Origin of the sequence: Luteimonas campi (assembly GCF_051162505.1) — a bacterium.
In the GTDB taxonomy this organism is placed as follows: domain Bacteria; phylum Pseudomonadota; class Gammaproteobacteria; order Xanthomonadales; family Xanthomonadaceae; genus Luteimonas.
This window is the reverse complement of record NZ_JBNWEM010000001.1, coordinates 944,105-968,640: the sequence shown is the minus strand read 5'-3', so window position 1 is coordinate 968,640 and position 24,536 is coordinate 944,105. Positions and strand designations below refer to the sequence as shown.

25 protein-coding genes and 1 pseudogene are annotated in these 24,536 nt (G+C 70.9%); 17 read left to right on the top strand and 9 right to left on the bottom strand.

Annotation, left to right across the window (positions count from 1 at the left end; translation table 11 throughout):
- Window positions 1–107: 107 nt before the first annotated feature.
- The 3 genes from ACQYVW_RS04365 to ACQYVW_RS04355 form a co-directional block, all read right to left on the bottom strand.
- On the bottom strand, window positions 108–1,892 hold the full coding sequence (locus ACQYVW_RS04365; RefSeq protein ID WP_434946152.1) for a diguanylate cyclase domain-containing protein: 1,785 nt from the start codon (window positions 1,890–1,892) through the stop codon (window positions 108–110).
- A 96-nt stretch (window positions 1,893–1,988) separates the two neighbouring features.
- Entirely contained in the window at window positions 1,989–2,939 is a 951-nt protein-coding gene (locus ACQYVW_RS04360) for a cation efflux transmembrane domain-containing protein (RefSeq protein WP_434946151.1), read from the bottom strand.
- Window positions 2,936–3,412, bottom strand: coding sequence for a transglycosylase SLT domain-containing protein (locus ACQYVW_RS04355; RefSeq protein WP_434946150.1), 477 nt, complete (start codon window positions 3,410–3,412; stop codon window positions 2,936–2,938). The genes ACQYVW_RS04360 and ACQYVW_RS04355 overlap by 4 nt, the downstream gene beginning before the upstream one ends.
- 174 nt (window positions 3,413–3,586) lie before the next feature.
- Here ACQYVW_RS04355 and ACQYVW_RS04350 point away from each other — a divergent pair, with 174 nt between their 5' ends.
- From ACQYVW_RS04350 to ACQYVW_RS04335, 4 genes are all read left to right on the top strand, one after another.
- Entirely contained in the window at window positions 3,587–3,895 is a 309-nt protein-coding gene (locus tag ACQYVW_RS04350) for a hypothetical protein (protein ID WP_434946149.1), read from the top strand.
- Window positions 3,896–4,073: 178 nt separating this feature from the next.
- A complete protein-coding gene (locus tag ACQYVW_RS04345; RefSeq protein ID WP_434946148.1) occupies window positions 4,074–5,591 on the top strand; it encodes an ATPase domain-containing protein in 1,518 nt (505 codons plus the stop codon).
- Window positions 5,578–7,251: an ATP-binding protein gene (locus ACQYVW_RS04340; RefSeq protein ID WP_434946147.1), complete on the top strand. Its 1,674-nt coding sequence runs from the start codon at window positions 5,578–5,580 to the stop codon at window positions 7,249–7,251. Before ACQYVW_RS04345 ends, ACQYVW_RS04340 begins: the two co-directional genes overlap by 14 nt.
- A gap of 168 nt (window positions 7,252–7,419) precedes the next feature.
- Window positions 7,420–8,724: an MATE family efflux transporter gene (locus ACQYVW_RS04335; protein ID WP_434946146.1), complete on the top strand. Its 1,305-nt coding sequence runs from the start codon at window positions 7,420–7,422 to the stop codon at window positions 8,722–8,724.
- On the opposite strand, the gene ACQYVW_RS04330 is transcribed toward ACQYVW_RS04335, so the two are convergent.
- Window positions 8,714–8,905 carry a hypothetical protein gene (locus ACQYVW_RS04330; RefSeq protein WP_434935427.1) on the bottom strand — a complete coding sequence of 64 codons (192 nt, stop codon included), beginning with the start codon at window positions 8,903–8,905 and terminating at the stop codon, window positions 8,714–8,716. The two genes, ACQYVW_RS04335 and ACQYVW_RS04330, sit on opposite strands and share 11 nt — an antisense overlap.
- Window positions 8,906–9,079: 174 nt before the next feature.
- On the opposite strand from ACQYVW_RS04330, the gene ACQYVW_RS04325 reads away from it, so the two are divergent.
- The gene (locus ACQYVW_RS04325; RefSeq protein WP_434946145.1) at window positions 9,080–9,268 is read left to right on the top strand and encodes a hypothetical protein; all 189 of its coding nucleotides are present in this window, start codon (window positions 9,080–9,082) and stop codon (window positions 9,266–9,268) included.
- Between the two features lie 63 nt (window positions 9,269–9,331).
- Window positions 9,332–10,222, top strand: coding sequence for a DUF72 domain-containing protein (locus tag ACQYVW_RS04320; protein WP_434946144.1), 891 nt, complete (start codon window positions 9,332–9,334; stop codon window positions 10,220–10,222).
- Window positions 10,223–10,366: 144 nt separating this feature from the next.
- Here ACQYVW_RS04320 and ACQYVW_RS04315 read toward each other — a convergent pair whose 3' ends face one another.
- From ACQYVW_RS04315 to ACQYVW_RS04305, 3 genes and pseudogenes are all read right to left on the bottom strand, one after another.
- Window positions 10,367–10,732, bottom strand: a complete 366-nt coding sequence (locus tag ACQYVW_RS04315; RefSeq protein WP_434936396.1) for a response regulator — start codon at window positions 10,730–10,732, stop codon at window positions 10,367–10,369.
- Window positions 10,729–11,709 (bottom strand): sensor histidine kinase, encoded by a 981-nt coding sequence (locus ACQYVW_RS04310; RefSeq protein WP_434946261.1) that lies wholly within the window; start codon window positions 11,707–11,709, stop codon window positions 10,729–10,731. The genes ACQYVW_RS04315 and ACQYVW_RS04310 overlap by 4 nt, the downstream gene beginning before the upstream one ends.
- A pseudogene (locus ACQYVW_RS04305) lies at window positions 11,706–12,084 on the bottom strand (PAS domain-containing protein); the annotation flags it as partial. The gene ACQYVW_RS04310 and the pseudogene ACQYVW_RS04305, both read right to left, overlap by 4 nt.
- A gap of 217 nt (window positions 12,085–12,301) precedes the next feature.
- Here ACQYVW_RS04305 and ACQYVW_RS04300 point away from each other — a divergent pair.
- From ACQYVW_RS04300 to ACQYVW_RS04270, 7 genes are all read left to right on the top strand, one after another.
- Complete coding sequence (locus tag ACQYVW_RS04300) at window positions 12,302–13,732, top strand: MFS transporter (protein ID WP_434946143.1); 1,431 nt, start codon at window positions 12,302–12,304, stop codon at window positions 13,730–13,732.
- Between the two features lie 76 nt (window positions 13,733–13,808).
- Window positions 13,809–13,982 (top strand): hypothetical protein, encoded by a 174-nt coding sequence (locus ACQYVW_RS04295; RefSeq protein WP_434946142.1) that lies wholly within the window; start codon window positions 13,809–13,811, stop codon window positions 13,980–13,982.
- 29 nt (window positions 13,983–14,011) lie between these two features.
- Window positions 14,012–14,221, top strand: a complete 210-nt coding sequence (locus ACQYVW_RS04290) for a hypothetical protein (RefSeq protein ID WP_434946141.1) — start codon at window positions 14,012–14,014, stop codon at window positions 14,219–14,221.
- Window positions 14,222–14,291: 70 nt separating this feature from the next.
- On the top strand, window positions 14,292–14,696 hold the full coding sequence (locus ACQYVW_RS04285; RefSeq protein ID WP_434936388.1) for a host attachment family protein: 405 nt from the start codon (window positions 14,292–14,294) through the stop codon (window positions 14,694–14,696).
- A complete protein-coding gene (locus ACQYVW_RS04280; protein WP_434946140.1) occupies window positions 14,693–15,031 on the top strand; it encodes a thioredoxin family protein in 339 nt (112 codons plus the stop codon). The genes ACQYVW_RS04285 and ACQYVW_RS04280 overlap by 4 nt, the downstream gene beginning before the upstream one ends.
- Before the next feature lie 74 nt (window positions 15,032–15,105).
- On the top strand, window positions 15,106–15,873 hold the full coding sequence (locus tag ACQYVW_RS04275) for a histidine phosphatase family protein (RefSeq protein ID WP_434946139.1): 768 nt from the start codon (window positions 15,106–15,108) through the stop codon (window positions 15,871–15,873).
- Between the two features lie 50 nt (window positions 15,874–15,923).
- A complete protein-coding gene (locus ACQYVW_RS04270) occupies window positions 15,924–16,784 on the top strand; it encodes an NAD(P)H-hydrate dehydratase (RefSeq protein WP_434946138.1) in 861 nt (286 codons plus the stop codon).
- Window positions 16,785–16,907: 123 nt separating this feature from the next.
- Here ACQYVW_RS04270 and ACQYVW_RS04265 read toward each other — a convergent pair whose 3' ends face one another.
- Both ACQYVW_RS04265 and ACQYVW_RS04260 read right to left on the bottom strand, forming a co-directional pair.
- Window positions 16,908–19,082 carry a catalase gene (locus tag ACQYVW_RS04265; RefSeq protein ID WP_434946137.1) on the bottom strand — a complete coding sequence of 725 codons (2,175 nt, stop codon included), beginning with the start codon at window positions 19,080–19,082 and terminating at the stop codon, window positions 16,908–16,910.
- 165 nt (window positions 19,083–19,247) lie between these two features.
- Window positions 19,248–19,979 carry a TorF family putative porin gene (locus ACQYVW_RS04260; RefSeq protein ID WP_434946136.1) on the bottom strand — a complete coding sequence of 244 codons (732 nt, stop codon included), beginning with the start codon at window positions 19,977–19,979 and terminating at the stop codon, window positions 19,248–19,250.
- 151 nt (window positions 19,980–20,130) lie between these two features.
- Between ACQYVW_RS04260 and ACQYVW_RS04255 the strand changes: the two genes are divergently transcribed.
- From ACQYVW_RS04255 to ACQYVW_RS04240, 4 genes are all read left to right on the top strand, one after another.
- Complete coding sequence (locus tag ACQYVW_RS04255; protein ID WP_434946135.1) at window positions 20,131–21,279, top strand: polyamine ABC transporter substrate-binding protein; 1,149 nt, start codon at window positions 20,131–20,133, stop codon at window positions 21,277–21,279.
- 261 nt (window positions 21,280–21,540) lie between these two features.
- Window positions 21,541–22,686 carry an ABC transporter ATP-binding protein gene (locus ACQYVW_RS04250; protein WP_434946134.1) on the top strand — a complete coding sequence of 382 codons (1,146 nt, stop codon included), beginning with the start codon at window positions 21,541–21,543 and terminating at the stop codon, window positions 22,684–22,686.
- A gap of 128 nt (window positions 22,687–22,814) precedes the next feature.
- Window positions 22,815–23,672, top strand: a complete 858-nt coding sequence (locus ACQYVW_RS04245) for an ABC transporter permease subunit (RefSeq protein WP_434946260.1) — start codon at window positions 22,815–22,817, stop codon at window positions 23,670–23,672.
- Window positions 23,669–24,478, top strand: coding sequence for an ABC transporter permease subunit (locus ACQYVW_RS04240; protein WP_434946133.1), 810 nt, complete (start codon window positions 23,669–23,671; stop codon window positions 24,476–24,478). The genes ACQYVW_RS04245 and ACQYVW_RS04240 overlap by 4 nt, the downstream gene beginning before the upstream one ends.
- The last annotated feature ends 58 nt before the right edge of the window (window positions 24,479–24,536 follow it).

The window sequence follows — 24,536 nt, the reverse complement described above, 5'->3', positions numbered from 1 at the left end:
GCGGGAGCGTGCCTCCTCCCGCGCGACCGCTTTGTCTGCTGAGTAGTTCCTGACGTTTGTCGCCCGACCGCCTTCGCGATCGCCCGCGCGCTTGCGCCTGCCGGAGTTCAATCCGCGATGTGGTAGCAGTTGCGTCCGGCGTGCTTGGCCACGTACAGCGCCGCGTCCGCCTTCGCGACCAGAGTTGCGGCATCCACCGGCCGGTCGGTGCAGGCCACGCCGATGCTGGTGCCCAACTGCAGGGGCTGGCCGCCGGCATCCATCGGCTCGACCATGGACGCGATCACCTTGCGGGCGACCGCCTCGGCGCCGCCGCGCGGCACGTCCTCGAGCAGGATCACGAACTCGTCGCCGCCCAGGCGCGCGACCAGGTCGGTCTCGCGCACGCTGTCGCACAGCCGCCTCGCAAATCCCCGCAGCACCGCGTCGCCCGCGGCATGGCCGTAGCCGTCGTTGATCGCCTTGAAGCGGTCCAGGTCCAGGCACAGCAGGGCGATCGGCACGTGGTGGCGGTGCACGCGCTTGAGCGCCAGGTCCAGGCGCTCGTCGAACTGGCGGCGGTTGGGCAGCTCGGTCAGTGCGTCCACGCGCGACTGGCGCTCCAGTTCGCGCCGGCTTTCGGCCAGCGCCTGCTCGGCGGCGACACGGCGGTTGATGTTGCGCGCGGTGATCATCAGGTCGTAACCGCCGTCCCCGTCGGCCGGCACGCGCCGCGACACCGCCTCGATCCAGATGTCGTGGCCGTCGCGGTGGCGCAGGCGGTAGATGTCGGTACGGGGCTCGTCCGACAGGAAGGCCTGGCGCATCGACTGTTGTTGGAGTTCGCGGTCGTCGGGGTGCACCACGTCCCAGTGCGAACCTTGCAGTTCCTCCGGTCGCCAGCCCACCATCTCGGAGGCGGAAGGCGAGACGTAGGCGCGTTCGCCACTGGCGCCGATGCGCACGATGGCGTCGTGCGAATAGTCGGCCAGCATGCGGTAGCGGCGCTCGCTGTCGCGCAGGCTGGCGGCCAGGCGGTCGCGTTCGGCCGTCGCCAGGCCCACCGGAATCGTCAGCAGGCAGGCGCCGGCGATGAACAGCTGCAGCAGCGCGATGCGCTCGCCGCTGTCCAGGTACTCCCGCGCGAACGGGCCGAAATCCTGGCTGGTGGCGATCGCCCCCACCAGCGCCAGCGTGATCACGCCGAGCCCGGCGCCGGCGAAGCGATGGCGCACGGCCACCAGCAGCAGCGGTGGATAGGTGAGGAACAGCACCGGCAGGTCGGTGGCGAACGCAGCCGCGCCCACCGCGGCCACCAGCGTCAACGGGCCGACCAGGTTCCAGCGCCGGTGGCGGGCGACGAACAGGCCCAGGCCTTCGCGATGCGCCACCAGGGTGGTGGTCGCCACCACCACCATGCCTACCGCGTGCGCGCTGAACCAGCGCGCCAGCGCGGGAACCAGCGGCTGCGCGTGCAGAACGTGGGCCACGCTGGCGGCGAGCAGTCCCGACACCGTGCACGCGATGAGCGTTGCCGCCGTGGCGATGCCGCCCAGGCGCATCCAGCTGCGCGGGTCGCGTGTGTCCGGTACCAGGCGGCGCACCGCACCGGCCACCAGCAACACCTCCACCAGGTTGCAGGCCGCGATGGCGATCGCATAGCCGGGCGCGTCGCCCGCCAGCATGCGTGCCGGCAGCTCGCTCAGGAAGGCCACCAGCAGGTAGCCCGGCCACATCGACGTGCGGCGCGACAGCAGCCAGCCGGTGAGGATGCCGTTGCCGACCCAGATCGCGGACAGTTCGCCCGGGCCACGCGCGAGGGTCAGCGACAACCATGCGGTCGCGGCGATCAGCACGGCCAGGATGGTACGGTCGGCCCAGTACGTGCGCGGAATCCTCAAGCGGACGGGCATGGCGTTGTCGGCAGTTCCAGTGCGCGCACTGTAGGCAAGCACGGCGCGGCTGTCATTCGGCAGCGGGTGATGCGCGTCACGCGGCGCAGGCCGTGCTCAGCGTTCCGGCGGCGTGCAGATCGAGACGTCGATCTGGTCCAGGCGCCAGTCCACCGCCTGCGCGATCGCGCGCACTTCCTCCACCTGTGCGGCTGTGAGGCTCGGGTTGTGCAGCAGCACGATTCCCGACAGGTGCAGGCCCTCCTCGTGCAGGCGCACGGTGCAGCCATCCATCCAGGGCAGGGCGGAAATTTCCGCGCACAGGCGCTCGGGCAATGGATCTGGATCGCCGCGTTCGAGCGTCTGTGGCCGCGCGTCGTGCAGGTCGCGCACCGCGCCGCGCAGGTTGCTGGCGCCGTCGTGCAGGATGCTGGCCGCGATCAGCAGCGCCGCCACCGCATCCGCCCACCAGAGCCCGAAGCCGATGCCGGTGACGCCTGCGATGCCGGCTGCGGCGGTCATCCAGTCGGCCTTGCCCATGTCGGCATCGGTGTGCAGCGGCTTGAGCGACAGGCTGCGTGCGAGTTCGAGTTTCTTGTGGCCGAGGATGATCGGCGGGATCGCCGAGACCAGCAGCGCGCCGATCATGATCCAGCCCTGCCACAGCACCTGCCCGGCCACCACCACCGTGCCCACCACGGGCCGGGTGGCGGTGAGCAGCGTGTGCAGGCCGTCGTAGACCAGCGCCAGCCCCACGCCGGTGAGCGCCACGGCCGAGATCAGGAAGTTGACGTCGAAGGCGCGCTCGCGACCGGTGATGTAGTCGGCGTCCACGCCCTTGCGGCGGAAGCGGCTGGCGACCAGGAAGGCGACCGGCGGGACCAGGCTGAGCAGATCCTCGATCAGCGCGGTCTTCATCGCCTGGGAGCCGCCCATCGAGAAGAACATCAGCGCCGAGACCAGGCTCATCCACAGCAGCGTCCACCGGCACAGGCGTTCCGCACGGCGCAGGGCGTCGCGCTGCGCGGCGGGGAGTTCGCGCGGGGGCGGCCGCGTGCCGACGCTCATTGCGCGCCCTCGCGCTCGACCAGGTAGCGGTCGAAGCCCAGGTGCCAGGCGGATTGACCCGGCGGCAGCGCGACGCGGCGCTCGGGCATCGGGCCATCGGCCGAGGCGCGCAGCGCCAGTGGCCGCGACCAGCCGACCTTCGGCTTCCAGGGCGAGTCGGGATGATGTCCACCGATCACCGCATGCAGGCGCGCCCGTTCCAGGTCGCCCATCAGCGCGTCGTGGTTGCCGGGCAGCCAGGTGAGCCGGTAGCCGTGGGCGTCGGCATAGCGCCTGATCAGGTCCGCCTCCGGGCCGCGCACCTCGCCATCGACCACGCGCACCCAGGGCGGATCGTGGCTGGCGCCCACGCGCATGCCCTGCTGCGCGGCTTGCCCGGTCAATCCGTCGGCATCGCGCGGATAGTCGCTGCAACCCGGGAGGGCGAGCAGGGCGGCCAGTGCAGCGGCGAGGGTGGGCGGGACCTTGGACATGGCGGCCTTATGGACGCTGGCGGGTGAACGGGCTGTCACCTCGCCATGCGATGGCGCGCCGGTGTGCGCTTCAGGCCCGCCGACGGCGACGGCACCGGGTGGTCACAACCGGCTGCGACGTGGCGGCCACGCCCGGTGTGGGATGCTGCCTGCACACCGCCACCGGTCTCCCGCATGCATCTGGTCCAGCTGTTCCTGCCGCTGCGCGACAACGAGGGCCAGGCCTTCGACCGGTCGCTGTTCGCGGCCGTGCGCGACGAGCTCACCGACCAGTTCGGCGGGGTGACCGCATTCGTGCGCGCCCCGGCGGTGGGGGCCTGGGAGGACGACGCCGGACGGGTCCAGCGCGACGAGGTCGTGCTGGTCGAGGTGATGGCCACCCAGCTCGACCACGGCTGGTGGGCGGCCTACCGCCTCCAGCTGCAGCGCCGCTTCCGCCAGGACGAGGTGCTGGTGCGGGCGATGGGGATGGAACGCTTGTAGGCGCGCGTCGGGGACCGTAGCGGACACCTGCGCGTGGTGGCGGAACGGGCGTCCGCCGCCATCTCGTCTTCACATTCGCCCGTTCATAGTTTTCTACACAAACCTGTACAGGCGGGCTGAAGCGGATGCCCGTCCCACTCAAACGACGATCGCCACAAGACACTGGAAGGTAGGCCAGATGCCAGCCCAGCAAGTTCCGAACGACCCCGATCCGCGGCGTGTGTCCACCGGCAACGCCGGCCTGGACGACATCCTCGGCGGCGGGCTGGATGCCGACCGCATGTATCTCTACGAAGGCCGCCCCGGCGCCGGCAAGACCACGCTGGCGCTGGAATTCCTGCTCGAGGGCGCGCGCCGCGGCGAGCCGGTGCTCTACGTCACCCTGTCGGAGACCAAGCGCGAACTCGAACTGGTGGCGCAGCGCCACGGCTGGGACCTCACCGGGGTGGAGATCGTGGAACTGGTGCCGGCCGAAACCCTGCTCGACCAGGCCCAGGAGATCACCCTGCTGCATCCCGCTGAACTGGAGCTCGGCGAAACCACGCGCATGATCCTGGAGCGCGTCAGCAGCCTCAATCCCAGCCGGTTGGTGATCGACAGCCTGTCGGAGCTGCGCCTGCTGGCGCAGAATCCGCTGCGCTACCGTCGCCAGGTGCTGGCGCTCAAGCAGTTCTTCGCCAGCCGCAGCTGCACGGTGGTGCTGCTGGACGACATGACCTCGCACCAGAACGACCTGCAGTTGCATTCGATCTCGCACGGGGTGGTGATGCTGGAGCAGCTGGTGATCGACTACGGCGCCGAGCGCCGCCGGCTGCGCGTGATCAAGATGCGCGGCATGGAGTTCCGCGCCGGCTTCCACGACATGAAGATCGTGCGCGGCGGGATCGAGGTCTATCCGCGCCTGGTCGCATCGGAACACCACACCCGGTTCTCCGGCGACTACACGCCCAGCGGCAACGCCGAACTGGACCGGCTGCTGGGTGGCGGGCTGGAACGTGGCACCAATGCGCTGCTGATCGGCGCCGCGGGCGTGGGCAAGTCCTCGCTGGCGCTGACCTATGCCATCGCAGCCGCCGGCCGCGGCGAGCGCAGCGCGATCTTCGCCTTCGACGAGGGCCGCGGCACCATCGACGCACGCGCCAGGGCGCTGGGCCTGGACCTGCCCAGCGCGATCGACGACGGGCTGGTGGTGTTCCAGCAGATCGACCCGGCCGAGATGTCGCCGGGGGAGTTCGCCGCGATCGTGCGCAGGCGCGTGGAGCAGGACGGCGCGCGGGTGGTGGTGATCGACAGCCTCAACGGCTATCTCAACGCCATGCCGGACGGACGCTTCCTGATCCTGCAGATGCACGAGCTGCTGACCTACCTGGCGCAGCAGGGCGTGGTGACCATCCTGGTGCTGGCACAGCACGGCATGGTCGGCCCGGCCGAAACCCCGCTGGACATCAGCTACCTGAGCGACGCGGTGCTGATGCTGCGCTACTTCGAGCATGCCGGCATGGTGCGACGCGCGCTGTCGGTGGTGAAGAAGCGCAGCGGATACCACGAGCAGACCATCCGCGAGTTCAAGCTGGGGCCGCGCGGCCTGGTGCTGGGCCCGCCGCTGCAGGAGTTCAGCGGCGTGCTCGCCGGTCATCCCGTCTATACCGGCAGCGGCGAGCCGCTGTTGCGCGACGCCACCCGTGACGGCCCCTGAGGCCGCGCCGCCGCTGGTGCTGGTGTTCGCGCCCACCGGGCGCGACGCGAGCGCGGCCTGCATCCTGCTGCAGCAGGCCGGCATCGCCACGCGCGTGTGCGGCGGCTATGCCGACCTCGTCGCGGGACTGGGCGACGCGGCGGCGGTGTTCGTGGCCGAAGAGGGCCTGATCGGCCAGTCTTCCGACGAACTGGCTGCGTGGGTGGCACGGCAACCGCCCTGGTCGGACCTGCCTTTCGTGATGCTCACCAGCGGGCGCGACCATCCCCGCCTGGCCGCCTGGCGCGAACGGCAGGTCCAGCGCATGGGCAACGTGGCCCTGATCGAGCGGCCGGTACAGCCGATCACCCTGGTCAGCGTGCTGCGCGCCGCGCTGCGCGCGCGTGGCCGACAGCTGGAAGTGCGCGACCTGCTGGAGGCGCTCGAGTCCGCGGCCAGCACGCTCGAGGGCCAGGTCCAGAGCCGCACGGTGCAGCTGCGCGATGTGAACATGCGCCTGCGCGACGAGATGGCCGAGCGCGCGCGGGTGGAGGAGTCGTTGCGGCACGCGCAGAAGATGGAGGCGCTGGGCCAGCTGACCGGCGGCGTCGCGCACGACTTCAACAACCTGCTGATGGTCATCAACGCGGGCGTGGACATGCTCGAACGGCAGGAAGACCCGGTACGCCGCGCGCGCTACATGGCCGCGATGCGCCAGGCCTCCGAGCGCGGCGCGGCGCTCACCCGCCAGCTGCTGACCTTCTCGCGCAGCCATGCGGTACGCGCCGAAGTGGTGTCGCTGCCGCGGCTGATCGGCAACATGAGCGAGCTGCTCGACCGCAGCCTGCGCGGCGATGTGCAGGTGGACGTGAGCCTGTCCCCGGACCTGTGGCCGGTGTTCGTGGATGCCGGCGAGTGCGAGCTGGCCATCCTCAATCTGGCGGTCAACGCGCGCGATGCGATGGACGGCAGCGGCAGGATCACCATCGCCGCGGAGAACAAGACCGAAGCCCCCGACGAGCACGGCCGCGAGATGGTGCGGCTGACGGTGCGCGATACAGGCTCGGGCATGTCCGACGAGGTCAAGGCGCGCGTGTTCGAACCGTTCTTCACCACCAAGGACGTGGGCAAGGGGTCGGGCCTGGGCCTGGCGCAGGTCTACGGTTTCGCCAAGCAGTCCGGTGGCCAGGTGCTGATCGACTCGGTGGTGGGCAAGGGCACGGCGATCAGCCTGCTGCTGCCGCGTTCGCACCAGGCGCTGGATGCGCCCGCACCGGCGGCGCAGCGCGCTGAGGCGGCGGTCGCCGTGTCGGGCCATTGCGTGCTGCTGGTGGAAGACGATCTCGAGGTGGCGACCCTGGTCGAGGAGATGCTGCGCGACATCGGCTGCGAGGTGGTGCATGCGCGCAACGCGAAATCCGCGCTGGGCGCCCTGGCCGATGGCCGCAGGATCGACCTGGTGTTCTCCGACGTGATGATGCCCGGCGGCACCAACGGGATCGAGCTGGCGAAAGAGGTGCGCCGCCGCCGGCCGGGCATGCCGATCGTGCTGAGCAGCGGATTCGCCGAGTCGGTGGCCGGGGAGGCGCATGCGCTGGCCATCCCCCTGCTGCGCAAGCCCTACCAGGTCGAGGAGCTGCGGCAGGTGGTGCAGTCGCAGCTGGCGGTGTCGGCCGACTGAGGCTACCCGCCGGGTCGCGTTCTGTCCCTGCGGCCCGGCGGCCCCGTCCCCGGAGCGACGACGCGCACCCGCGTTCGCGACAGGCGTCGCGCGCCCTGCGGCATCATGGTGCCGATGCAGTCATCCACGGCCCAGTTCCCTTCCCTCACCCGGACCGGCATCGCTCGCATGGCCTGGCCGGTCATCCTGGCCAATGCCTCGGTGCCCCTGCTGGGCCTGGTCGACACTGCGGTGATCGGCCATTACGGCGGTGCCTCCGACCTGGGCGCGCTCGCGCTCGGTGCGCTGCTGTTCAATTTCATCTACTGGAGCTTCGGCTTCCTGCGCATGAGCACCACCGGCTTCGTGGCCCAGGCCGACGGTGCCGGCGACGAGGCGGAGGTGCGCGCCACGCTGGCGCGGGCCCTGCTGCTGGGGCTGGCGCTGGGCGCAGGCACGATGCTGCTGCAATGGCCGCTGGGCGCTGCCTACTTCGCGCTGATGGACGCGAGCGCCGCGGTCGACGAGGCGGGCAGCGCCTATTTCCAGGCGCGGATCTGGGGTGCGCCGGCGGCGCTGGCGCTGTATGCCTTCAGCGGGGCGTTGATCGGGCTCGGCCACAGTCGCAGCCTGCTGCTGGTGCAGCTGCTGCTCAACGGGCTCAATGCGGTGCTCGATGTCTATTTCGCCGGCACTTTGGGCCTGGGCGCGCGCGGCATCGGCCTGGGCACCGCGATCGCCGAATGGACCACGTGCCTGGTGGCCGCGCTGCTGCTGTGGCGGGTGCTGCGCGCGCGCCATGCCGATGCGGGGCCGTTCCTGTCGTGGACGCGCCTGGTCGACCGCGCGCGGCTGCGCAGGATGCTGGCGGCCAATGGCGACATCATGCTGCGCACGCTGTGCCTGCTGGGCGGCTTCGGCTGGTTCGCCAGCCAGGGCGCCCGGTTCGGCGACGTTGCCCTGGCTGCCAACCATCTGCTGCTGCAGCTGGTGTCGTTCAGCGCGTTCTTCCTGGATGGCTATGCCTTCGTCGCCGAGGCCCTGGTCGGCGGCGCGGTGGGTGCGCGCGACCCGGTGCGGTTCCGGCGCGTGGTGCGGCTGTCGAGCGAGCTGGCGCTGGCCACCGCGGCGGCGCTGGCGCTGGCGATCGCGTTGCTGGGCGCCGCGGTGCTGGCGCTGCTGACCACGCTGCCGGAGGTGGGCGAGGCGGCGCGCGCGCACCTGTCGTGGGCGGCGCTGTACGTGCTGCTGTCGGTGGCCGCGTTCCAGCTCGACGGCGTATTCATCGGGGCCACGCGCACGCGCGAGATGCGCAATGCCGCGCTGCTGTCGTTGGCCACGTTCCTGCTCTGCGCCTGGCCGGCGGTGGCGCTCTGGGGCAACCACGGTTTGTGGGCGGCGTTCGTGGTGTTCGTGGTGGCGCGGGCGGCGGCGCTGCTGCCTGCCTACCGGCGGCTGCAGCGGGACGTCGCGCCGGCGACGCTCAGGCCTTGACCGACGCCTGCAGCGCGGCCGCGAGCGCGGCATCGCCGTTGAGCAGATCCTGCCAGCGCAGCACCAGGCCCTTGCGCCGGCCCTTCTCCACCAGCTTCAGGCCTTCCGGGTCGAGGGTCAGCGTGTAGGCGACGCCGTCGACCTCGAGTTCGCGGCGCAGGGGTTTGTCGAGTGGCGTCATGGCGGACTTCGCAGGAAACGGCACACGTGGCCGGCCGTGCATCTTCGCCCGTCGTACCCGCCGGGGGAACCGTGGCGGATGCGCGCGTTGGTGCCGCGGCCGGCCCGTGCGCGCGTGGCCGGGGTCTTCACGGACCGGGGGATAGCTTCGGCGCTCCAGAGCGAGGAGCGCGACATGCCAGAGGACAAGCGCAGGACGGACGGGACGCCGGACGACGAGCGGCAACGGCAGGATGACGCCCCGGCGCCGGCGCCCGATCCGGCGGCCGGCCTGGATCGCGAGGTCGGGGATCTCGAGGATCCGGATGCGGAGGACGGCGGTGCCCTGCCCGGACGCGTGGGCGGGGGGCTGGCCGGCGGCTGAGGTGGCCGTGGCCGGTCTCCGGCGGCGCGCATGCGGATGGCGCGGCCGAGCGCGGTGGCGGGCATGACCGCCGAAGGCCGGATCCGGATCGGCATCTCCGGCTGGCGCTATCCGCGCTGGCGCGGCAACTTCTATCCCGCCGGGCTCGCGCAGCGGCGCGAGCTCGAATACGCCTCGCGCTGCTTCTCCACCATCGAGCTCAACGGCAGTTTCTACTCGCTGCAGCACCCGGACAGCTTCCGACGCTGGCATGACGAGACGCCGGACGGCTTCCAGTTCGCCATCAAGGGCAGCCGCTACATCACCCACATGCTGCAGTTGCGCGGCGTCGAGCAGGCGCTGGCCACCTTCTTCGCCCAGGGCGTGCTCGCGCTGGGGCACAAGCTCGGGCCGTTCCTGTGGCAGTTCCCGGAACGCATGCGTTTCGATGCTGCGCGCATGCAGGCCTTCCTCGACCTGCTGCCGGCCGACACCGGGGCCGCGGCGCGGCTGGCGCGTGGGCGCGATGCCGGTCGCCTGAAGGGACGGGCGGTGCTGACGCCACGCGAACACGGGCCGCTGCGCCACGCCTTCGAGGTGCGCCACGACAGCTTCATCGACACGCAGTTCCTGGACATGCTGCGCGCGCGGGGCATGGCCCTGGTGGTGGCCGATACCGCCGGGCGCTGGCCGCGGGTGGAGGAGGCAACCGCGGACTTCATGTACCTGCGCCTGCACGGCGATGCGGAACTCTACGTCAGCGGCTACGGCGAGGATGCGCTGGACGACTGGGCGCGCCGCATGCGCGCCTGGCGGCGCGGCGGCCAGCCGCGCGGCGCGCACCGCGCCTCCCGCACGCCGGTGCCGCGCACCCCGCGCGACGTGTACTGCTACTTCGACAACGACGCCAAGGTGCATGCGCCGTTCGACGCGCGGGCGCTGGCGGCGCGGCCGGGCATGGATGGGAGCGCGTGAGGATTCGCACGAGGCGAACCAGGCACGGCGGGTGCGCCGTGAGAGAGGCACCGGTGTACCGGCCCGGCTCCCGCGCGTCGCGGGGGCTGCGGGATCGAACCTGCGACGAGATCGCGCGGGTCGGCCCGGCGGCGGCTTGCGCCTTCAGCCGTCGATGGCGCGACGCGGTGGCAGCTGCGCAAGCGCGGTCGCTAGCTCGTGGCGACCGTAGGGCTTGGGCACCAGCGGCGCGTGCGAGTGCCGGTCGGGCAGGATCGATTCGCCATAGCCGGAGGCGAACACGAAGGGAATGCCGCGGATGGCGAGCGCGTCGGCGACCGGGAAGGACCGCGTGCCGCCCAGGTTGACGTCGAGGATGGCCATGTCCGGCTCGTCCGCCTCCAGCGCTTCCAGCGCGGAGGCCACCGAGTGGGCGGAGGCGACGACCTCGTAACCGAGCTCGGGCAGCATGTCCTCCAGCACCATCACCAGCAGCGATTCGTCCTCGACCAGCAATACCCGGCGCGTCATGTGGGGTCCTGTGCGTTGGGGAGGGGCGCGTCGATACGGCAGCGCAGGCCCTCCGGGTTGAAATCGAGTATGACCTTTCCGCCCAGATCGTGCTGCAGGCCGCGCTGCAGCAGGCGGGTGCCGAATCCCCCGCGCTCCGGCGGACGGGTCGGCGGCCCGCCGCTCTCGCGCCACTCCAGCAGCAGCCGCGCGCCAGCGGCCTCGTCCTCCAGGCTCCAGTGGATGCGGACCCTGCCTTCGGCCACGGACAGGGCGCCGTACTTGGTGGCGTTGGTGCACAGCTCGTGCAGCGCCATCGACAGCGCGACCGCGCGCCGGGGGTCCAGCTGCACCGTCGGTCCTTGCGCGTCGAGGCGGGGCGAGCCGGCCTCCAGGCACTGGCCCATCGCCACCCGCACGATCTCCTCGACCGAGGCGCCGGCCCACTTCTCGCGCGTCAGCATGTCGTGGGTGGTGGCGAGGGTGCGCAGCCGCGATTCGATCAGCGCGGTGGCCTGGGCGCCGTCGGCGCAGTTGCGCAGCGTCTGCGCCACCAGGGACTGCACGATCGCCAGGGTGTTCTTCACCCGGTGGTTGAGTTCGTCGACCATCAGCCGCAGGTGTTCTTCGTGGCGCACGCGCTGGGTGACGTCGGTGGCCGCGCCGAACCACTCGACCACGTTCCCGTCGTCGCCGTGCACCGGCACCGCGCGCGACTCGATCCAGGTCCATTCGCCGGCGCGCAGGGTCACGCGATGCTGCGACTGGTAGGGCGTGAGCGTCTGGCGCGCGCGCTGCATGGCCTCGAGGGCGCGATCGCGGTCGTCGGGATGGATGCGGTCGGCCGACCACGCGATGGCGCGGCCGCGCGGCAGGTCGGTGACCGCGCGGCCGCCGACGATCTCCAGTTCCTGCCAGCCCGGACACAGCCGGTAGATCAGGTCCGAACTGGCGTCGACGATGGCGCTGAGTCTCTGTTCGCTACGGCGCAATGCCACTTCCTGCTGTTTGCGTTCGGTGATGTCGCGGGTGGTTCCGGCCACGGCCTCGACCTCGCCATCGGGCCCCAGCACCGGGATGAAGATGTAGTCGTAGACGCGCCAGCCCAGCGTGCTGTGATGGAACGGCACATCGTTGCGGATCGGCTTGCGGGTCGCCACGACGCGATCGATCTCCTCGTCGTGCATGGCCGCATGCCAGGGCGCGTAGCCGAGTTCCAGGCAGGTTTTCCCTCGCGCCTGCTCCCATTCCAGGCCCCACATCGTGAGCAGGGCATCGTTGGCATAGATGAAGCGGTGCTGCAGATCGAACACGTACAGCAGGTCGGGAACGGCCCGCAGCACGGTTTCGTAGAGGCGCAGCGTGGCGCCCAAGGCGTCGTCGCGCGGCGCTTCTCGCGGAGTGTCCAATCGCGCTCCGCGCAGTGGGGGTGGACCCGCAAATCTACGTTTCCGCCGTGGCGATGCCGTGAAGGCGGCCGACGAATGCGGGCCGATGCCCGTGGTGCCCGTCTACGCGGCGCAGCAGCGCTCACGCCACGCCACCCGCCGGTGAGGGCACACTAGCGCGCCGTGCCATCGTCTTCGAGTCTTGTCGCCACAACGCCTGCTTCCGCTGATCATCGCCACCGCCCTGTTCATCGAGAACATGGATTCCACGGCGATCTCCACCTCCCTGCCGCAGATCGCGGCGGACCTCGGCGTGGAGCCGGTGGCGCTGAAGCTGGCGCTGACCACCTACATGCTGGCGCTGGCGATCTTCATCCCGGTCAGCGGCTGGGTGGCCGACCGCTTCGGCGCCAAGCCGGTGTTCATGGGCGCGATCGGCGTGTTCCTGCTCGGCTCCCTGGGCTGCGCGGCCAGCGACGGGCTGGGCGAGCTGGTGGCGGGGCGCTTCGTGCAGGGCGTGGGTGGGGCGATGATGGTGCCGGTCGGGCGGCTGGTGCTGCTGCGCAGCGTGGAAAAGTCCGAACTGGTGCGGGCGCTCAGCTGGCTGACCGTGCCGGCGATGCTCGGGCCGATGCTGGGCCCGGTGCTGGGCGGCGCGATCACCACCTACACGCACTGGCGATTCATCTTCCTGATCAATATCCCGATGGGCCTGCTGGGCATGTGGCTGGCCTGGCGGCACATCCCGATGTTGCGCCAGCCGGTGGGGCCGCTGGACTGGCGCGGCTTCCTGCTTTCCGCGAGCGGCCTGGCGTTGGCGATGTTCGGATTGTCGGCGATCGGCCGGGGGCTGGTGCCGGGCTTGGCGCTGGCCGCATCGATGCTGCTGGGCGCCGGCCTGCTCGCGCTCTATGTGCGCCACGCAGCCGGGCATCCGCACCCGCTGCTGCGGTTGGACCTGCTGCGCGTGCCGACCTACCGCGCCGGCGTGCTGGGCGGTTCGCTGTTCCGCATCGGCATCGGGGCCACGCCGTTCCTGCTGCCGCTGATGCTGCAACTGGGCTTCGGCCTCGATCCGCTGGAGTCGGGCCTGGTGACCTTCACTTCGACCGCCGGCGCGATGCTGATGAAGGTGGTGGCGCCGCGCATCCTGCGGATCTTCGGCTTCCGGCCGGTGCTGGTGTGGAACGGCCTGTTGGCATCGCTGATGCTGTGCGGCTTCGGCCTGTTCCGCGCGGATACGCCTTATCCGCTGATGGTGGGCGTGCTGCTGACCAGCGGCTTCCTGCGTTCGCTGCAGTTCACCAGTATCAATGCCATCGCCTACGCCGACATCGACCCGTCGCGCCTGAGCCAGGCCAGCAGCCTGGCCGCGATGATGCAGCAGCTGTCGCTGGCCCTGGGCGTGACCCTGGGCGGCTTCGCGCTGAGCGTCGCCGGCAGCCTGACCGGAGCCGGCGACGATGCGCCGATCAACTTCACGTTCGCGTTCCTGACCGTGGGGCTGGTCTCGCTGGTGTCGGTGCTGCAGATGCGCAAGCTGGCGCCGGACGCGGGTGCGGAGATGTCCGGTCGCGCCGAGGCCGGCCAGGAAGTCGCCGAACCCAAGGCCGAGTCGCGGCCGCAGGCCTGAGCGGCGCCGTGCCGTCACGTGCCCTGCATGGCGGGCAGCGCAACGTGCGGCGCATCGAGTCCGCAGGAAGACGCGCATGAGGCCCCGACACGACGACAACGGCCTGGAGCAGGAACCGCCGCGGCGGGAGGATCCGCATCCGGCCAATCCCGAACGCCAGGCGCCGGGACAGCAGCCCGGCCAGCAGCCGCGACAGGATCCGGGCAGCGGTCCCGATCGCGCACCGGACCGGCGGCCACGGCAGGACTGACAGCGGCCGTACGCGGCCAGGAGTTGGCGATGAACCGCAAGCACGATGACGCATCCTCGGCCGGGCAGGGCGACCTGCCGGAGCGCGAGCAGCGCGAGTACCCGCACGGCAGCGGCGATCGCAACAGTTTTTCTCCGTTCGGCAAGGACCGCATGCCGAGGCACGAAGGCGGCGCCCAGCGGCACGCGCCGCCCGATGCGGACGCCGAAGGCGTGGAGGACGGAAAGCAGGGCGACTGAAGGCCCGGGTCACGCGGCCTTGATGGCGACTCGGAGATGGTGGCTGTCCGATCCGCATCATGGAGACAGCATGGCCCTGATTCCTTCCGACACCCTGGTGGTCGTGGCCGACGGCGGCGGCGCGCGCCTGTTCCGCAACCGGGGCGACGAGCGCGCGCTCGCCCTGCACCAGGTGGAACTGCGCGAACTGATGAACATGGACGACGATGGCCCGGCCGGCAGCATGCCGGGCGAATCGACGGGGCAGCAGATCGACGAGGCGACCTTCGCCAAGCAGCTGGCGCTGGCGCTCAACGAGGGCGCGCTCAAGCACCAGTACCAGCACCTGGTGGTGGCGGCCGACCCCACCACGCTCGGACGCATGCGCCCCCTGCTGCACAAGGAGGTGCAGGCGCGACTGCTGCTCGAGGTGTCCAAGACCCTGACCAATGCGCCGCTGGAGGACATCGAGCGTGCGCTGCGGGCGCCGTCGTGAGCTACCGCTCCGACTATGAAGTGGTCGAGCCGGCGCGGACGGACATCGACGCGGCGCCCGACCTGGTGCTGCTGGAGTTCGGGGCGCCCTGGTGCGGACACTGCCAGGCCGCGCAGCCCGCGCTGCGCGCATTGCTGGACGGCGCCGGTGACGTGATCCACGTCAAGGTCGAGGACGGGCGCGGCAAGCCGCTAGGCCGCTCGTTCGGAGTGAAGCTGTGGCCTACCGTGCTGGTGCTGCGCCAGGGCGAGGAACTTGCGCGCGCGGTACGTCCGGTGTCGGCTGCCGACCTCGCCCCGCTGCGGCAGGTGCTGCAGGGCGATGGCGGGCAATGAGCGTGGCGGCATGCCGATTCGCACGCTTTTGACGCCCCGGCGGTAACGCTGGCGCGCCCGGTTCGCGAGGCAGCATGGCCCGACTCCGCCACACCGACTGGCCCGACCGGCTCTGGATCGTGCGGCACGGCCAGAGCGCCGGCAATGTCGCGCGCGATCGCGCCGAGCTGGCGGCGCACCACCTGATCGACCTGGAAACCCGCGACGCGGACACGCCGCTGTCCGACCTTGGGCGCGAGCAGGCCCGGGCGCTGGGCGACTGGTTCGCGCGCCTGCCGCGCGGGATGCAACCGACCACGCTGATGAGTTCGCCCTTCGTGCGCTCGCGCCAGACCATGGAGGCGGTGGCGCGGGCGCTGGGCACGCCCGGCGACGAGGTGCTGGTGGACGAGCGCCTGCGCGAGAAGGAGTTCGGCGTGCTCGACGGCTACACCACCGCCGGCATCCGCGCGACCTTCCCGGAACTGGCCGCGCAGCGCGCCAGCGTGGGCAAGTTCTATTTCCGCCCGCCCGGTGGCGAAAGCTGGTGCGATGTGATCCTGCGCCTGCGCAGCCTGACCGAAGTGCTGCGCCGCGATTACGTGGGCGAACGGGTGCTGATCGTGGCGCACCAGGTGATCGTGAACTGCTTCCGCTACCTGCTCGAGTGCATGGACGAGGCCGAGATCCTGGGCATCGACCGCCAGGCCGACGTGCCCAACTGTTCGGTCACCACCTACGCCATCGACCGTGGCGCGCCCGACGCGCGATTCCGTCTCGAAGTGGCGAACATGGAACTTCCGCTGCTCGAAGCCGGTGCAGCGGTGACCGAGGCCGCCGATGTGCCGGCAGGCCCGAGGTGAGGCGGCGAGGGCCGCGCGGTGCGGCGGGGGCGCAGACGATCGGCGCCGCGATGCTGCGTGCCTGGCCGCTGCCCGACCAGCCGCAGGGTGGCGGCAAGGAGCAGCGCGGCCGCGTGCTGGTCGTGGGCGGCCAGCGCGATCTCGCCGGCGCGGTCCGGCTGGCCGGTGAAGCGGCGCTGCGCGCGGGTGCGGGCAAGCTGCAGCTGGCGGTCGCCGCCGGTGCCGCACCCGCGCTCGCCATCGCCGTGCCGGAAGCGCGCGTGCTCGGCCTGTCCGAGGCAGCCGACGGCGGCCTCGCCAGCGGGGGCCGGTGGCTGGCCACGGTCGCGGCGCGCGCGGATGCGCTGGTGCTGGGGCCGGGAACGGAAAAGAGCGTGGCGCTGCACGCGCTTGCCGGGCGCCTGCTGCCGCGTCTGGCGGGTACCGTCGTGCTGGATGCGGGCGCGCTCGATCTGCCGTTGCTGCGCGCCTGGCATCGCCTGCGCGGACGCCCGGCCGCCATCGTCACGCCCCACCATGGCGAGATGGCCGCGCTGCTCGGCTGCGACGAGGCCAGCGTCGCCGCGCACGCGCCGCGGCTGGCGGCGGCGTTCGCACGCGCGTGGAATCTCGTGGTCGTCCTGAAGTCGGCCGACACCTGGATCGCGGATGCGTCGGGCGGCGTGTGGCTGCACCGCAACGGTCCGCCCGGGCTTGGCACCTCGGGATCCGGCGACGTACTGGCCGGGCTGATCGGCGGGCTGTGCGCGCGCGGTGCCGCGCCGGCGCAGGCGGCCTGCTGGGGCGTGTGGCTGCACGCGCGCGCGGCGGCGAAGCTCCCGGGCCGGGGCGGCCCCGGTTTCCTAGCGCGGGAGATCGCGGCCGGCGTGCCCGCGCTGCTGGCGAGGGCGCAGGCGGCAGGCGTGAGCTGACGCGCGCCGCGTGCCAGAGGGCGCGACCGCATGCGGCGTGCACGGGGGACACGTGCGCAGTTCACGCAGGCGCACCCAACCGGCACGCCGGTTGCCCGGGCGTGCCGTCGGCCTGCGGCGTGGTCAGGCGAGCATGCGCACGGCGGGCTCGCGCGCCCACTGCCGGGTCCTGGCCTGGGCGATGAAGCCATCGCGGTCGCCCGCGTCGACGATGCCGGCGTCGCGGCCGACGTTGCCGGCCTCGAGCAGCGGCGTGGCCCCGTCGTCGAAGGCGATCGCCTTCAGGTGCGCCCAGGCGAACGCGACGAAGTCCAGCGCCGCCGATTCCTTGGCCAGCCTCGCGCCGGCTTGCGCGGAGAGCAGCACCGCGACCGCATCGAACAGGACCGACGGCGCGCCGGCCAGCTGCGCGTCCGCCGGCTGCCGGCGCCCGTCCGAGAGCGTCGCGCCGCCGAGCTTCGGCGCCACGATCTTCACCGTCGCGCCTTCGGCCTGCGCGGCGGCGATCAGCGCATCGAGGGTGGGCGCGTCGCTGCCGTCGTCGACAAGAATGCCGATGCTGCGGCCCTCCAGCGTTTCCCGCATGCGGCCGATCACGCGCACTTCCGGTGCCGGCGGCATGTCGCGCACCGGCACCGCGGGTGCGGGCGCGTCGGGCAGCGCCCCCAGGCCGAGGCCCTCGGCCACGCGCTGCGCCAGTGATGCGTCGATGTTGCGCAGCTGCCCGACCATGCGTTCGCGCACCTTCGGCGTCTCCACCTTCGACAGCTCGAACACCAGGGCCGAGGCCAGGTGCGCCTGCTCGGGCGCCTCCAGGCTGCGGAAGAACATCCGCGCCTGGCTGTAGTGGTCGGCGAAGCTTTCCGGCCGCAGGCGGCCTTTCACCCCATCGTCGACGCGCGAGGCATGGCTGCGGAAGCCGCTGCGCGCATCGGCGCGCGGGCTGTCCTCCTGCAGCGAACTGGGTTCGTAGTTCACCCGGCCCTTCGGGATCTGCATCTGCATGTGCCCGTCGCGCTGGTGGTTGGCGAAGGGGCAGCGCGGCTGGTTGATCGGGATCTGGTGGAAGTTGGGCCCGCCCAGGCGGATCAGCTGGGTGTCGAGGTAGGAAAACAGGCGTCCGTGCAGCAGCGGGTCGTTGGAAAAATCGATGCCGGGCACGAGATTGGCCGGGCAGAACGCGACCTGTTCGGTCTCGGCGAAGAAGTTGTCGGGCCAGCGGTCGAGCACCATGCGGCCGATGACCTGAAGCGGCACCAGCGACTCGGGAACGATCTTGGTGGGGTCGAGGTGGTCGAAGTCGAAGGCATCGGCCTCCTCCTCGGTGAACAGCTGCACGGCCAGTTCCCACTCCGGGTAGTGGCCGGCCTGGATCGCCTCGAACAGGTCGCGCCGGTGGTAGTCGTTGTCGGCGCCCTGCAGCTTGGCCGCTTCGTCCCACACCGTGGACTGGACGCCGAGCTTCGGCCGCCAGTGGAACTTGACGAAGGTGCTGGTGCCGTCCTCGGTGAGCAGGCGGAAGCTGTGCACGCCGAAGCCTTCCATCATCCGCAGCGAGCGCGGGATGGTGCGGTCGCTCATCGCCCACATGATCATGTGCATCGATTCGGGCGTGAGCGAGATGAAGTCCCAGAACGTATCGTGCGCGGCGGTGGCCTGCGGGAAACCGCGGTCGGGCTCGGGCTTGACCGCGTGCACCAGGTCGGGGAACTTCATCGCGTCCTGGATGAAGAAGACCGGGATGTTGTTGCCGACCAGGTCGTAATTGCCCTCGTCGGTATAGAACTTCACCGCGAAGCCGCGCGCGTCGCGCGGCGTGTCGACCGAACCCTTGCTGCCGGCGACGGTGGAAAAGCGGGCGAACACGGGCGTGCGCTTGCCGACTTCGGTGAACAGCTTCGCGCGAGTGTACTGCGCCAGCGAATGGGTGAGTTCGAAGAATCCATGCGCGGCCGCGCCGCGCGCGTGCACGATGCGCTCGGGGATGCGCTCGTGGTCGAAATGGGTGAGCTTCTCGCGGAGGATGAAATCCTCCAGCAGGTTGGGGCCGCGCGGCCCCTGGCGCAGCGAATTCTGGTTGTCGGCGATCACCACGCCCTGGTTGGTGGTGAGTCGCGGGCGTCCCGCGGCAGCCTGCTGGTGGTACTCGCCGGCATTTCCGCGTGGCGCGTCCGCATCCGGGTCAGGGCCTTCGGTGCGCCTGCCCACGTGGCCGGGCGGCGTGTCTTCGGCTGGCCGCGCGCCGCGCTCGGGCGGGTGTCCGGGTGGGGTGGCGGTCGGGGTGCGGGAATCGGCCATGCGCTGCGCTCCAGGATCGGGTCATCCCGCCGATCCTGCACAGCCGGGCGTGAGCGCGGCGCATGGAGGCGCGGAGGCATGGGGGCCACGTCAGCCGCAGGTGGTCGAAGGCGCGCGGTCGTGCTGCCAGCGGAGGCGATCGCACGCCGCTGCGTACAGCCCCGGTCAGAAACTCCAGCCCAGCCGCAGCGCGACGCGGCCGTTGGCCTTGTCGGCGTCGTCGAGGTTCTCCGACAGCACCTCGCCGTAGCTGACGGTATTGGTGTAGTGCAGCTCCGCGTCGATCGGTCCGAACGTGCGCGTCACTCCCACCAGATAGTCGCCATAGCTGTCGCCGGCGGCATCGTCGAGGTCGTACCAGCCGGCGGAGAGCTTGAGCCCGAAGCCGCTCTCGCCCAGCGGATATTCGGCCGCGGCGCTGTAGTAGATGCCCGACTCGCCGAGCTGGAAGATGTCGGGCGAATACGCCACGCCCAGCGTGTAGGTCTCGCCCAGCGACAGCGCGGCGGCGAACTCGGTGTAGTCCATCTCGTAACCGGCGTTGGTGCCCGGGTACTTGGCGCGCATCACCGAGAGGTCCATCGCGACGCTGTCGGTCAGATCGCCCGCCCAGCCCAGGTAGGCGTCGATCTCGTGGTCGACGCCGGATTCCGAATCGCCGGTATCCGCGCGTCCCACCCAGGCGCCCGCGTAGAAGCCGCTGTCGTGGGACAGGGTGACCTCGCCCATCCAGGCGGGCTTGCCGTCGGTCTGGGTGACACCGCGCCAGACGTAGTCGCTGGCGACCGCGAGTTCTCCCTCCACGGACCAGGCGCTGGCGCCGTCGGCCTCCTGGGCGAGGGCGAAGTCGGGCAGGGCGGCGAGGGCGAGCAGGAGGCTGGTCTGGGCGAGGCGCATGGGACGTCGAACCACGGTGCGAGGGGGCGCATACGATACACGCGTGGCGCCGCGGGCCGGGCCCGGTCCATGCAGCGGCAGGCGCCAGGGCTTACCATTTCGGCCTGCCGGGCCGTCCGCGCCCGCGTCCACCCCCTACAGGATCCCTGCAATGCGCCCACGCCCCCTCCGACTCGCCCCGCTCGCCTGCGCCCTGATGCTTGCCGCCTGCGGCGGCGGTTCCGGCGATGGCGCGGCCGGCGATGCGGCCGGTGGCGCCAAGGAACTCAACGTCTACAACTGGTCGGACTACGTCGCCGAGGACACCATCGCCGGCTTCGAGCAGGCGACCGGGATCAAGGTCAACTACGACGTGTACTCGGAGAACGAGACGCTCGAGACCAAGCTCACCACCGGCAGCTCGGGCTACGACGTGGTATTCCCGTCCGCGCGCCCGTTCGCCCAGCGCCAGATCGGCGCCGGCCTGTACGCGCCGCTGGACAAGGCCCGCCTGCCGCACTGGTCGCATCTGGACGCCGACGTGCTGGCCGGGCTGACCGACATCGATCCGGGCAATGCCCACGTGGTGCCGTACATGTGGGGCACCACCGGCCTGGGCGTCAACGTGGACAAGGTGCGGGCCGCGCTTGGGCCAGATGCGCCGCTGGATTCCTGGGCGCTGCTGTTCGACCCGGCCAACGCCGAAAAGCTCGCGTCCTGCGGCATCCACGTGCTCGACGACGACCAGGAGGCCTTCGGCGCCGCCCTGATCTGGCTGGGCAAGGATCCCAATGCCGGCAGCGTGGAAGACATCGAGCTGGTGAAGCAGGCCTATGCGGGGATCCGTCCGCACGTGCGCACCTTCAACAACGCCGCCTACAAGGACGCGCTGGCCAATGGCGATGCCTGCCTGGTGATGGGCTATTCGGGCGATATCGGGCAGGCGCGCGACGTCGCGGCCGAGGCGGCCGAGGCCACCGGCAAGGCCGCACCGGACATCCGCTACGTGATCCCGAAGGAGGGCGCGATCCGCTGGATGGACGTGATCGCGATTCCTAAGGACGCGCCGCATGCCGACAACGCGCACGCGTTCATCGACTACCTGCTGCAGCCCGAGGTGATCGCCAAGGTCACCGACTACGTGGCCTATGCGAACGCCAACAAGGACGCCACCGCGCTGGTGGATCCTGAAATCGCCGCCGATGCGGGCGTGTATCCGCCCGAGGACGTGCGCGCCAAGCTGGTCGACCCGGTGTCGCTGCCCGAGGACGTGCAGCGCCAGCGCGTGCGCGCCTGGACGGCGATCAAGAGCGGCCGGTGATGGCAGCGGGATGGCGCTGCGGTCCTGGCACGCCATCCCGCCCCTCCGTTCAGCCACGCCGGCGCGCGCGACCGGGGGTCGATCGGTCCTGCGCGTGGTGACGCATGCACGTCGCGGGCGCCGCGCGGTGCACAGGCGCGGCGCGAGGACGTACCATGCGCGCTTCGCGCGAATGCGTTGCTGGACGCGCGCCGTTTCCACCGGTCATGCCCGATGCGCGCGCCGCGCACGGCGCAAGGGCCAGCCCCGGAGATCCCATCCATGGCAGCACCCGCACGCGCCACGCCGCCGGTCGAACCCTGGCGCGACGCCGCCGCGCAGCCGTTCGTGCGCATCGAGGGCGTCACCAAGACCTTCGGCAAGTTCTACGCCTGCGACGACATCTCGCTGGACATCTATCGCGGCGAGTTCTTCGCCCTGCTGGGCGGCTCGGGCTCGGGCAAGAGCACCCTGCTGCGGGTGATGGCGGGATTCGAGACGCCCGACAAGGGGCGGGTGCTGATCGACGGCGTCGACGTGACCGCGCTGCCGCCCTACCAGCGGCCGGTGAACATGATGTTCCAGAGCTACGCGCTGTTCCCGCACATGACCGTGGCGCAGAACATCGCCTTCGGCCTCAAGCAGGATCGCCTGCCGGCGGGCGAGATCCGCGACCGCGTGCAGGCCATGCTCGAGCTGGTGCAGATGCCGCAGCTGGGCAACCGCAAGCCCGACCAGCTCTCCGGCGGCCAGCGCCAGCGCGCCGCCCTGGCCCGCGCGCTGGCGCGCCAGCCCAAGCTGCTGCTGCTGGACGAGCCGCTGGGCGCGCTCGACAAGCGCCTGCGCGAGCGCACCCAGTTCCAGCTGGTCAACATCCAGGAAAAGGTCGGCACCACCTTCATCATGGTCACGCACGACCAGGAGGAGGCGATGACGATGTCCTCGCGCATCGCGGTGATGGATGCCGGGCGCATCGTGCAGGTGTCCACGCCGGCGGCGCTGTATGAATTCCCGGCGACGCGCTTCGTGGCCGAGTTCATCGGCGGCATCAACCTGTTCGAGGGCCGCGTGTTGTCGCACGACGCCGGGGATGGGCTGGTGCGGGTGCAGTGCGAGCAGCTGGAAGAACCGGTGCTGGCGCGGCATACCGACTACATCCCCGAGGGCACCGCGGTGAGCGTGGCGGTGCGGCCCGAGAAGATCGACGTGCACGAGCAGCGCCCGGATGCGGACAATGTTGCGGTGGGCAAGGTGCGCGACATCGCCTACCTGGGCGATGTGTCGATCTACCACGTGCAGACCGAGGCCGGGGCGACCATCCGCGTGCAGGAAACCCACGTCGAGCGCAGTTCCGAGCCGCACTACGACTGGGACGACACGCTGTGGCTGAGCTGGCCGGCCACCGGCGCGGTGGTGCTGGCCTCGTGAGCGCGCGCGGCGACCAGGCGACGTGGAGCTTCTGGGCGGACGTCGTCCGCAACCTGTTCGGCTTTTTCCGGGTGGTGCGCGACGAGTTCCGCACCCGGCGCGGCCGGCTGCTGGTGAAGCTGATCCCGATGCTGTGGCTGGGGCTGTTCTTCGCGGTGCCCTTCCTGATCGTGGCCCGGATCAGCTTCGCCGAGGCGGTGTTCGGACAGGTGCCGCCGTATACCGCGTTGATCGAGCAGGCGGGCAATGGTGCGGTGTCGCTGCGCGTGCACATCTCCAGCTACGCGCTGCTGCTGCAGGATCCGCTGTACGTGGCGGCCTACCTGCGATCCTTGCTGTTCGCGGGCGTCTCGACCCTGTTCTGCCTGCTGATCGGCTATCCCATGGCCTATGGCATCGCGCGGGCGAACCCGGTGACGCGACTGCTGCTGATGATGCTGGTGATCCTGCCGTTCTGGACCAGCTCGCTGCTGCGCACCTACGCGATGATCGGCATCTTCAAGGCCAACGGCTGGCTGTCCGCCGCGCTGGCCGCCATCGGCGTGCTCGAGCCGGGCGAGGCGGTGCTGCACACCAACCTCGCGGTCTACATCGGCATCGTCTACAACTACCTGCCCTTCATGGTGCTGCCGCTGGCGGCCACGTTGATGCGGCTGGATTTCACCCTGCTCGACGCGGCGGCCGATCTGGGCGCGAAACCGGCGCAGTCGTTCCTGCGCATCACCCTGCCGCTGTCGATGCCCGGCATCATCGCCGGCTGCCTGCTGGTGTTCATCCCGGCGGTGGGCGAGTTCGTGATCCCGGACCTGCTGGGCGGCCCGGACGCGCTGACCATCGGCCGCGTGCTGTGGACGGAATTCTTCACCAACCGCGACTGGCCGCTGGCCTCGGCGGTGGCGGTGGCGATGCTGCTGTTGATCGTGATCCCGACCCTGGTGTTCGAGTACTTCGAAAACCGGCGCGAACAGCGCGAGGCCGAGGCATGAAGGGCCGGCCGTGGTGGCTGTGGGCGGTGATCGCGGGCGGCTATGCCTTCCTCTACATCCCGATCCTCTCGGTGATCGTGTACTCCTTCAGCGCCTCGCGCCTGGCGACGGTCTGGGGCGGGTTCTCGCTGCGCTGGTATGGCGAGCTGTTCGGCAACCAGCAGATCCTCGACGCGCTCGGGCGCAGCCTGCTGATCTCGGCCACGGCCGCCACCGCGGCGGTGTTCCTCGGCACGGCCAGCGGCATGGCGCTGTCGCGCTTCGGCCGTTTCCCCGGGCGCGGCGTGCTGAGCCTGATGAACTCCGCGCCGATGGTGATGCCCGACGTGATGCTGGGCCTGTCCTCGCTGCTGCTGTTCGTGGCGCTGCAGCAGATGACCGGCTGGCCGCAGCGCGGCATGACCACGATCATGCTGGCGCATATCACGCTCACCACCTGCTACGTCACCGTGGTGGTGCGCTCGCGCCTGACCTCGCTCGACCGCAGCCTGGAAGAGGCGGCGATGGATCTGGGCGCGCGCCCGTGGCGGGTGTTCTTCCTGATCACCCTGCCGCTGATCGCGCCGGCGCTGCTGGCCGGCTGGCTGCTGGCCTTCACCCTGTCGCTGGACGACCTGGTGATCGCCAGCTTCACGTCCGGGCCGGGCTCGAGCACCCTGCCGATGCTGATCTATTCCAAGGTCAAGCTGGGCGTGACCCCGGAGATCAACGCGCTGGCGACCCTGATCATCACCGTGGTGGCGATCGGCGTGGCGGTGGCGGGCGTGTTCATGCACCGGCTCGACGCGCGCCGCGGCCACGGCTGAGCCGCCGCAGCGCCTGCAGTCTCGGAGGAGGGGGTCGGCCAGGTCTGCAGCACGCTGC